Origin of the sequence: Paraburkholderia sp. RL18-085-BIA-A, assembly GCF_046027075.1 — a bacterium.
Lineage (GTDB): Bacteria > Pseudomonadota > Gammaproteobacteria > Burkholderiales > Burkholderiaceae > Paraburkholderia.
This window is the reverse complement of the sequence record NZ_JARESU010000237.1, coordinates 1-8,102: the sequence shown is the minus strand read 5'-3', so window position 1 is coordinate 8,102 and position 8,102 is coordinate 1. Positions and strand designations below refer to the sequence as shown.

7 protein-coding genes and 2 pseudogenes are annotated in these 8,102 nt (G+C 62.9%); 3 read left to right on the top strand and 6 right to left on the bottom strand.

All coding sequences use genetic code 11. The annotated features are described in order from the left end of the window. Nucleotides 1–499 precede the first annotated feature (499 nt). The 3 genes and pseudogenes from P0D89_RS49520 (at nt 500) to P0D89_RS49510 (ending at nt 2,289) form a co-directional block, all read left to right on the top strand. A complete protein-coding gene (locus P0D89_RS49520; protein ID WP_408370033.1) occupies nt 500–1,633 on the top strand; it encodes an ISAs1 family transposase in 1,134 nt (377 codons plus the stop codon). A gap of 13 nt (nt 1,634–1,646) precedes the next feature. Beyond that, nucleotides 1,647–1,826, top strand: a pseudogene (locus P0D89_RS49515) (IS6 family transposase); the annotation flags it as partial. A gap of 58 nt (nt 1,827–1,884) precedes the next feature. Next, nucleotides 1,885–2,289, top strand: coding sequence for a cysteine hydrolase family protein (locus P0D89_RS49510; RefSeq protein ID WP_408370051.1), 405 nt, complete (start codon nt 1,885–1,887; stop codon nt 2,287–2,289). 258 nt (nt 2,290–2,547) lie between these two features. Here P0D89_RS49510 and P0D89_RS49505 read toward each other — a convergent pair whose 3' ends face one another. The 6 genes and pseudogenes from P0D89_RS49505 to P0D89_RS49480 all read right to left on the bottom strand — a co-directional run. Beyond that, nucleotides 2,548–3,984 (bottom strand): alginate export family protein, encoded by a 1,437-nt coding sequence (locus tag P0D89_RS49505; protein WP_408370036.1) that lies wholly within the window; start codon nt 3,982–3,984, stop codon nt 2,548–2,550. Nucleotides 3,985–4,043: 59 nt separating this feature from the next. Beyond that, nucleotides 4,044–4,504: pseudogene (locus tag P0D89_RS49500) on the bottom strand (DUF1275 family protein). Between the two features lie 34 nt (nt 4,505–4,538). Continuing rightward, on the bottom strand, nt 4,539–5,399 hold the full coding sequence (locus tag P0D89_RS49495; protein ID WP_408370048.1) for a glyoxalase: 861 nt from the start codon (nt 5,397–5,399) through the stop codon (nt 4,539–4,541). A gap of 69 nt (nt 5,400–5,468) precedes the next feature. Beyond that, a complete protein-coding gene (locus P0D89_RS49490; RefSeq protein WP_408370039.1) occupies nt 5,469–5,924 on the bottom strand; it encodes a DoxX family protein in 456 nt (151 codons plus the stop codon). A 1-nt stretch (nt 5,925) separates the two neighbouring features. Beyond that, nucleotides 5,926–7,827, bottom strand: a complete 1,902-nt coding sequence (locus P0D89_RS49485; RefSeq protein WP_408370042.1) for an amidohydrolase — start codon at nt 7,825–7,827, stop codon at nt 5,926–5,928. Continuing rightward, nucleotides 7,824–8,102, bottom strand: a 279-nt coding sequence (locus P0D89_RS49480) for a XapX domain-containing protein (protein WP_408379167.1), incomplete at its 5' end; no start/stop codon positions are given. The genes P0D89_RS49480 and P0D89_RS49485, both read right to left, overlap by 4 nt.

Below are 8,102 nucleotides of genomic sequence, written 5' to 3'. Positions count from 1 at the left end.
CCGTCTAGGGGATGGCCCCGAATGCCCGATCGCACCGGTGACGGGAGTGCTCGGGTTGCCACCCTATGCGAGATGCAACGACGAACCGGTGTCAGCCCCACTATCCATTTCTAGGCGTAAGGAGATATAGGTGCAGGACACCGTACAGAGCCCGACGCCATGCTTGTTTCGCAATAAGAAGGGGATGCCGAAGCAAGTCGATCTCGTTAGGATGCTTTACATGACCAGTGAATGAAACTGCTCAGCGGCAGACGGAGCGGTTCCCTTCGCCGTTTTCATCTGCCTTTCCTGATGATGTGCATCACTTCGATACCGGGCTCTGGTGCAAAAATGAGGGCCGATGCGTTAGGCTCAGGGCTTTGACGTTCGCAGAGCAAACAGATGAGTAAGCCAGGGCAATCGCACGAAAAATTGTTTACACACAATGGGTTACGAATGGGGGTTGTAAACTGCTGCGAAGAAGCGTTAACTCTTGGTTTTGCCAAGAGCCGAGAGTGGTGTGGACGACGAATACGAGCCGTTGAGTTTGCAAGACGCGTTTGGGGACCTGAAGGACCCGCGTGTACGCATCCCGGAGCATGATCTGACGGAAATGCTGGTGGTTGCACTGGCGGCGATCCTGTCGGGTGCCGACAGCTGGGTGGGGATCGCTTTGTGGAGGCAAGGACAACTGGAGTGGCTGCGCCGGTACTTGCCGCTGCGCAACGGGATTGCCTCGCATGACACGTTCGGGCGCGTATTCGCGGCGCTTGATGCGCGGCAGTTCGAGGCGTGCTTTGTGCGATGGGTAAGCGGCATTTGTCCTGCAGTCGCGGGCCAGGTGGTGGCAATTGACGGCAAGACGGTACGGCGCTCGCACGGCATGGGGCGTAGCGCGATCCATCTGGTATCGGCCTATTGCGGCGCGTTGGGGGCGACCTTGGGCCAGGTCAGGACTGCCGACAAAAGCAATGAGATCACCGCGATCCCGGCATTGCTGGACGCCTTGCTGCTCAAGGGTGCGATCGTGACGATCGACGCGATGGGTTGCCAGCGGGAGATCGCGGCGAAGATCGTGGCTGGAGGTGCCGACTATGTGCTTGCGGTCAAAGGCAATCAGCCTGCCCTGCATGAAGCGATCGTGCAGCTGTTCGATGCACAGCGCACCCAGTCTCTGCGCAGCGTGCGCTTCGCTGAGCACTGTCAGACAGGCAAGAAAGTGCACGGACGAATCGAGACGCGCCGGTGCGTTGCGACCGACATGATTGACTGGCTGGATGAGGAGGGCAAATGGGCCGGCCTGCGTTCGGTGGCGATGGTTGAGGCCACCCGCGAGATCGACGGCCGCGTTTCGGTGGAGCGGCGGTACTACGTGAACAGCCTGCCCGCTGACCCGAAACGGATCAACGAGGCGGTGCGCGCTCACTGGGCCATCGAAAACAGCATGCATTGGGTGCTCGATGTCGCGTTTGGCGAGGATCAATGTCGTGCCCGGGTGGACAATGCAGCACAAAACTTCGCGATCCTGCGCCGCATCGTGTCGAATCTACTGCGCGCTGACAAAGCCACCAAGGTCGGCATAAAGAACAAGCGGCTCAAGGCCGGATTCGATGAACACTATCGGGCTCAAGTGCTTGGAATGCAGGTCTCTTGATGCGATTGCCCTGATGAGTAAGCTAAGGAGCATTGACAAGCTGTTCGAAGGTCGGCATTTCGATCGCGAAGTCATCGTCTTATGCGTTAGTTGGTACGTGCGTTGCAAACTGAGCCTGCGCGATGTTGTCGAGATGATGTCCGAACGCGGCCTTTCTCTCGCGCACACGACGACCAATGGGCTGGTCCAGCGGGAGAGCTTCTCCGGTTTCACGCACCCGGGAACTGTTGGATGTGTTTCCGGGACAGAGGTTGCTCAAACGCACGTCGGTGAATTCGTGGGATGACCAGAAGGTGCGTGACGCGCTGGCCGCGAATGGCCGCAACAACACGTTCTCGCTGTCCGCCATGAATGAAGGCAGCTACGAAGTTTATACGGTGGCCGACGCATCAGGCGGCACGTCGAAAGACGTACATGACTACGCGATGCAGCGCATGATCGAGGCCGGCTCCGTGCCAATGACGTGGCAACAGGTACTGCTGGAATGGCAACGCGACAGGGCGCACAGGGAGACGTACGACGCGGTAATGGCCATCGTCACGGCGCAATCAGGTGCGTACGGGATGGGCGTGGACTACGATTTTACGATGGTCCACAAGGCGCCACAGCGCACAGCGGGTGCGCACGAAGCGCTCGCGCCGGTGCCCGCCAAATAGCCTGCCGCAACCGACCGGATATTGGGCACTGCCCTTTCCGGCTTGAATCTGCATTGTCCCGCCCATTCGCCGGAGGAGCGTCTGGCCGTACGGAGCAGCGCTAGGTTTCTGACATATCGTATGAACGAATTGAAGGGCGCATTGCAGTGGTCGAGTCTTTTCACCTGTCATTCCCGAACTCACCCGTTGCGCTGCAGCATTCGCCGAGAGCGTCAACCGCACAATCCGGATATCAAAAAATTCCAGGACAATGCCGAATTACCAGCCATATTTGAGTTCGACGCCAGCGTAATCGGCATTGCTGCCGCCCACGCTCCGGATGGAATTGCTCACCTGGAAATCGACGGCCTCAACCGAGCCGATCAGGTTTTCAGCGATCGTCCAGTCCGCCCGTAGCTGCGCGTACATGCCCGTCCACCGGGTGCCGTGCCCCGCGGTACCCGGCACGATTGCGTTACCCTGCTGGTACACGGCGTCGCCCGTCGTCTCGCGCCACTGGAAACCGATTGCGGCCAACAGCGCGAGTCGGCTCGACGGCTTCAGCGTAATCGATGGCTTGATGTGGATGATGTTGGCGTAGCCGGTATAACTCGCCAGCGTGAAGTAGGAACCATTCGGAAAGAGTGGATTGAACGTTTCCACCCGGCCGTCGTTGGGATGCCGGTCACCGGATGCCGTATCTATCTGGATGCCGAAGCGCGGTGACCACGGCGCGTCCAGTGTGTAGCCTGCAAGCGAGCCAACCGCCCATGCGAAGATCGGCTTGCTGCCGATATGACCACTCTGTACCATCGATTCGACGTCCCAGTCGGCGTGCCCGGTTTTTCCGGCATACCGCAGGTCGAACACATCCCGATGTTCGTTGCCGCTTGCATCGAGAAACCGCGCATTGCTCCGGTTGTATCGCGAGTAATACCCGGAGAGGTCACCTGGCCCGGTATCCTGATGCTCGAAGCGCACGCCGCTGAACGTGAGGTGCCTGTTAGACACATCGTCGAACGCCGAGACGTCGCGGTACTGCACCGGCTGCGTCGCGTAGCCGATAAAGCGCCACTTGCCATGCTCATAGTCAGCCCATACGGCATCGTAGGCCTGCCGCACGTTCGGGCCGTCGCGAACGGAGATGAACCGCTGCAAGTCGAACGCCATCTCCTGGCGGCCGATGCGAAGCTTCACAGTTCCGCCAGCCAGCGGACTGACCCACGCGACGAACGCCTGCTCCAGGTCGAGCGGATTCTTGTCGACAGGTGTCACGACATCCTTGCCGAACGCGCGTGCATCTTCGAGCTGCACGAAGAACTGCCAGTGTTGCGCGACGTGGGCGTCGGCGCTCACCTCCGCGCGCTGGATCACATAGGTGTCCGCGAGTCCCGGGCTGATACCGAAAATTGGCGCATCGTTGAACTCCATGCGCTCGCGCAGGTTCGCACCGAGAGACAGCCACGATTCCGGATCGCCGCCGAGAGGCAAATACTTGAGCCCGTCCATCGGCTTTGCGGGCACGCGGGGATTCGCCAGAACCGACCAGTCCTCCTGCCACCGGTTGAACATCACTTGCGGCCGCTGTGCCGTGCACGCTGGCGCGGCCGTATCCATCGACGCAGCTGTGCCGACGTCCGCACGCGCCCCAGCACTCAGGGCAAGCGCCGCTCCCGCCGCCGTGACGTACAGCGCACAGCGCTGCCTGCGCCACATTCGTCTTGTCGCAGTCCGAGTCATTATCCTGCTTTCACACACGCGAATTTCCCCGATCATCAGCGCGGCTTTGTGCCTGCCGCGCAATCCGTCAAGCCCGGCTCGTCACGATCGACGGCGGCCAGCCAGACCAACACCGCAAAAGGCATTAGTAGCGCCCAGAACATGACGTACCGATAAGCGAGCGCCCCTGCGATCGCGCCTGCGCCGAAGCACGCACCGCATGCAGCGTCTTACCAAGGCGCGCGCGAGCCGCTGACTTCACCTCCGCCGTCACCTCGGACGAGACGAGTTCGAGTGCATCGAGCACAGCCTGCGTAACGTTACCGGTCATGACAGTATTCGGCACGCCGGCGCGCGCGATCAAACGTCCGTGGGTGTTCTGCACGCCCATCGCTGCGGCGCCGGTCAGCACGAAGTTGCCGGTCACGTGCGGTGTGAACAGCCCGAAGAGGGCCACGAAGCTCAGCGTATCCACATAGCCGGCAACGGCCGCGGGCGCGCTGTCCGCGTATTTCATAGTTTGAATCCCGTGACCGACGGCGTGCCGGCGATCAATGGGCCGCCGCGTGAATCTCGGCGATATAGCCGCCTGGAAATTGCACGAGCGCCGCCTCGCGCTTGTCAGCCGAGAACGGCTGGACCAGTATCTTCACGCCCGCGACTTCGGCTTTTTTCAACGTGTCGGCCAAGTCCGTCACTTCGTAGCCGGTCATCTCCCGGCCGAACGGCCATGGGAGATGGCCGTCCGTCGCCAGCACGGTCATCTTGCCGAAGCCTGACTCGATGCGCACGCGCCGGTACGTGTCGCCCGGTCGGCCGATTTCGACGCCCGGCGCGTTGCGCTCATCGGACACGACCTTGCCATGCGAGAACGCGACGAAGTTGTGGATCAACGAATCGGCGCGTTCCGGCGACACGTAGACGCGGTTATCCGGCACGGTCTGCAGCGGGTCGTAGCTCGGTGCCTGCGTGTGCCAGTACAGTTGCATGTGCACACCGCCCGGCCATTCGATGATCGCGTCACGGCCGATGGGGTCGGGGAACGTCGCGACCGTCACGTCCGCGCCGTGGGCCTTCGCGGCCTTGACCGCAGCATCCATGTCGGTGACGAGATAGCCCGTACGCTCGTCGCCGAACGGCGAGGGAACAGGCGTCTTGAAGCCGAACACCGAAAGCGTGCCGACCGGCGTGAAGACAAGCTGCGACATGGTCTGGCTCGGCGTGGGCGTCACCTGAAACACGCCTTGCTGTGACTTGTGGCCACCGAAGGTTGCGACGAGACTGTCTGTGAAACGGTCGAAGTCCTCGGGCGCGACGTAGACGTGCGTCGTATCGTACTGCGGTCCGACGGCGATGATCGGGCTCGCCGGATGCATCTTCAGCGGAGGCGTCGCGGTGGCGGGAAACGACATCGCGACGCTGGCTGAAACCAGGGCGGTCGCGATCAGGGAACGGATCATGGGCATGGTATTGGCGTTCCTTTAGTGTTTTTGCTGAGAGCGTGCATGGACGCGCCGGCCATCCAGATCGGAGAGCCACGCCGCCATGACGAGGGCGGCGATCAGCCCGAGGTGTTCGAAAAAACTGTTGGTCGCCGAAAAGCGCGCGTTGCCCGCCGCGTTCCAGAAGTCGTTGGCGACGAGCATGGCGATGGCCGTCAGGCAGGCCAGCCCGCCCGCGCCCAACCAGACCAGCCGGTTCGCGATCACGCAGACCGACCCGCCAAGTTCGACAACGATCGCGAGCGTCGCCCAGAGCCATCCCGGACGAAGCCCGAAATGCTCCTGCTCGGCGACGGCCGCGGAAAAATGCACGAGCTTGGTTACGCCGCCGAGGACGTACGCGGACACCAGCGCTGCGCGCGCCACCGGCAGGAGCCAGCGCCATCCGAGGATCGTGCTCACCCACTCGGGATTGCGTGTTTTGAGGGTGCTCACGTCAGACCGCCCAGCAGGCGCAGCCGAGCGCGCCCCAGAATGCGCTCAGGTCCGAGGCCGGCGCATTGCCCGACCATGCGCGCGCGTGACTGTGGCCGTGCACCGAGCAGGCGCTTGAGCACCCGCACGCCGCGGCGGCGACCTGTTGCAACGTGGATTCGCCTTGGCCGCGCGAGCCCGCAGCGTCCTTCCACGCCGCGAAGCCGCCGAACCGGCGCACCGGCGACCAGTCGGGCATCGCGGGCGGCGGCGCGCTGTCGTCGAGAGGACCGAATTCGCCCACGCCGTACACCACACGTCCGCCGACGATCGTCAGTTCCGATGTCGTCTGCGCGATCTCGTCCTCCGCGCAGGCGAAGTAGTCGCGGTCGGGCACGATCAGATCGGCGAACTGGCCGACTGCAATCTGGCCTTTCTTGCCCTCCTCGTTGGAAAACCAGGTGACCTTTTCCGTCCACATGCGCAGCGCCGTCTCGCGGTCGAGGCAGTTGCGCCGCGGATAGAGACGCAGACCGGCTACCGTCATGCCGGTCACTAGCCACGCAAGCGAGACCCAGGGGTTGTAAGAAGCGACCCGCGTCGCGTCGGTGCCGGCTGAGGTCTTCACACCTTTCTCGAGCAGCTTCGCGACCGGTGGCGTGGCCTCGGCCGCTGCCGCCCCGTAGCGCTCGACGAAGTACTCGCCTTGATAGGCCATGCGATGCTGCACCGCCACGCCGCCGCCAAGCGCGGCGATACGGTCCATCGAGCGTTCCGAGATCGTCTCCGCGTGGTCGAAGAACCAGTTGATGCCCGCTAGTGGAATATCGCGGTTGACCTTCTCGAAGACGTCGAGCGCCCGGCTGATCGTCTCGTCGTAAGTGGCATGCAGGCGCCACGGCCAGCGGTTTTCGGCCAGCACGCGCACCACTTCTTCGAGCTCGCCTTCCATCTGCGGCGGCATGTCCGGGCGCGGCTCACGGAAGTCCTCGAAGTCGGCGGCGGAGTAGACGAGCATTTCTCCCGCGCCGTTGTGCCGGAAGTAGTCGTCCCCCTGCTTGTATTTCGAGGTCCTGGTCCAGTCGAGGAAGTCCTGCTTCTCCGCCTTCGGCTTCTGCGTGAACAGGTTGTAGGCGAGCCGGATGGTCATCTGTCCTTCATCGGCCAGCTTCTGGACGACCTCGTAGTCGTCCGGGTAGTTCTGAAAGCCGCCGCCCGCGTCGATCACGCCCGTGATGCCGAGCCGGTTCAGCTCGCGCATGAAGTGACGCGTCGAATTCAGTTGATAGTCGAACGGCAGCTTCGGCCCCCGCGCGAGCGTCGCGTAGAGAATCGCCGCATTGGGCTTCGCGAGCAGCAGCCCGGTCGGGTTGCCCTGGCTATCGCGCATGATCTGGCCACCCGGCGGCTCGGGCGTGTCCTTCGTATAGCCGACGACGCGCAGCGCGGCCGCATTCAGCAGCGCCCGGTCGTAGAGGTGAAGGATGAAGACGGGCGTATCCGGCGCGACAGCGTTCAACTCCTCGATGGTCGGCAGCCGCTTCTCGACGAACTGCTGCTCGGTGAAACCGCCAACCACACGCACCCACTGCGGCGGTGGCGTGACCGCGACCTGGCGCCTGAGCATGTTCATTGCGTCGGCGAGCGAGCGCACGCCGTCCCAGCGCAGCTCCATATTGAAGTTCAACCCGCCGCGTACGACGTGCGTGTGGTTGTCGATGAGACCAGGCAGAGCCAGTCGACCCTTCAAATCGATCACACGAGTCGTCGCACCGGCAAGCGGCACAACTTCGGCGTCGTCGCCGACGGCAACGAACCTGCCTTCCCGAATTGCAACGGCGCTCGCGACCGGCTTCGCGCGGTCGAGCGTCGTGAAGCGGCCGTTGCGCAGTATGAGATCGGGAACGGTGTGAGAGGTAGTCATGAGCGGTTCTCCTCGGTGTCGGCCGTCTCGCGTCGCGCCTGTTCTGAAGCCTGGCGGCCCGGCAGTATGCCGAAGACGTGGCTCGTGCAATGGGCGTCGCGCCATGCGGCCGACAGGGTGGTGCCTGACAGGAGGCGCGTTGCAACCGGTATCACCTGCTCGCCGCCCAGCATGCCGAGCAGACCGAGCAGTCCGATGAGCGGTGGTGCCGGCGAGCGCACGTTGATCAGGCTATAGATGACGCCGACGAGGGCGCCGGCTCCGAGGGAGAGCAG